The 1,619-nt window shown below is 56.6% G+C and carries 1 protein-coding gene; it reads right to left on the reverse strand.

The genetic code is table 11. From position 1 onward, the window contains the following. Window positions 1-135: 135 nt before the first annotated feature. Window positions 136-1,619, reverse strand: a 1,484-nt coding sequence (locus WBP53_RS15560) for a sensor histidine kinase (protein ID WP_423930548.1), incomplete at its 5' end; no start/stop codon positions are given.

Here is a 1,619-nt window from a genome sequence, read left to right on the forward strand (position 1 = left end):
GGTAGTCCAATGCTTCAACGCCATCGCGAACCCATTCGACATTGTTTGCAATACCGCGGCGCTTGAGCGTGCGCAAGGTCATTTCTGCATCCGACTTGGAATCCTCGACAAGGAGGATTTCCACTTGTTCATAGTTCATTGAGCTCTCTCCTCTGCATGCACAGTGTGCCCCGAACCGGCCATGCCTGGCAGATCGAAGGCAAAAGTCGCCCCATTGCCTGGCTCGCCTTGCGCTTCTATCGTACCGTCGTGTCGGCTGACGATGCGCTGCACTATTGCAAGCCCAACGCCTGCGCCATCGAACTCATCGTCGGTGTGCAGTCGCTGGAAGACACCGAACAGCTTGTCGGCGTATCGCATGTCGAAGCCAACTCCGTTGTCGCGGATCTGGTATCGGCAGAATTCCGGATATCGTTCACCGCTGATATGGATTCGAGCCTCACTGCCACGGGGGGCGCTGTATTTGAGCGCATTCGAGATCAGGTTGACCCATACCTGCTTCAGAAGTGTCGCATCCGCGTGCGTGCAGGGTAGTTCATCTATGCTGATCTTGGTGGATATGGCGCTGAATTCCTCGCGCACCACATGTTCGACCAGCGCCTGCATGTCTACAACAGTACGCTGCACTGGTTTTCGCCCCAGACGGGAAAACGCAAGCAAGCTGTCTATGAGTGCTCCCATCCGGCGAGCCGCAGCCCCGATTTCATCGAGATAGCGACGCCCTTCGGAATCCAGCTGATCCAGGGAATCTTCAGCAAGCATCTGTGCATATCCGTCGATGTGGCGAAGCGGCGCACGCAAGTCGTGGGAGATGCTGTAGCTGAACGCTTCCAGTTCTCGGTTGCTGATTTCCAGTTGACTTGCCTTGGTAATCAACTGTGAGTTCAGCAGTTGGATGTTTCTTTCGGCAATGGTCCTGTCAGTGATGTCGCCGATGAATGCGTTGTAGGTACGGTTCGCGCCAATCATCAATTGCCATATTGTCATCTGGATGGGAAACTCGTCACCGTTTCGACGAAGAGCCGTCATCTCTACTCGCCGATCAAGCAGCCTTCCCGCCGCTCCTTCGGGGCTCCTGGCGCAAGCAAGCCCGGCATCGTGAGCCTCGCGAAGGCGTTCGGGAATGATGATCCGCGACAGGTCTTTCCCGATGCATTCGCTTCGCAGGTATCCGAACATTTTTTCCGCGGCCACGTTCCAGTCGATCACCCTTCCATCGGCGTCAATGGAGATGAATGCGTCGTATGCCGTGTCCACGATGGACCGAATTCGCGCCTCGCTTTGTTTCAGCTCCGAAAAGGCTTCTTCGCGCTGGCGCTCTACTTTGCTCTGTTTTGCCGCGGCACTGTCGAGAGAATGTGCACTCCACAAGGTCAATGCGACACAGAGGGTGATGACCGCCACGGTATAGAGTGTTATCCCGAGATCCGGGCCGAACCAGCCCATGTACTCGCCCTGCACGCGAAGCCATCCGATTGCAATCAGCATTGCAATCAGTGCCGGAAGCAACAGCCGGACCAACGCTCCACCTGGCCCGGACCCTGTGACCAGAGCCATCCAGCCGACCTTCGGTCGGGCCGCAAGCACGCTCAGTGCGATCAGCAGAAACGTCATGGCAG

The sequence above is a fragment of the Dokdonella sp. genome, from assembly GCF_049593775.1.
Classification (GTDB): Bacteria; Pseudomonadota; Gammaproteobacteria; order Xanthomonadales; family Rhodanobacteraceae; genus Dokdonella.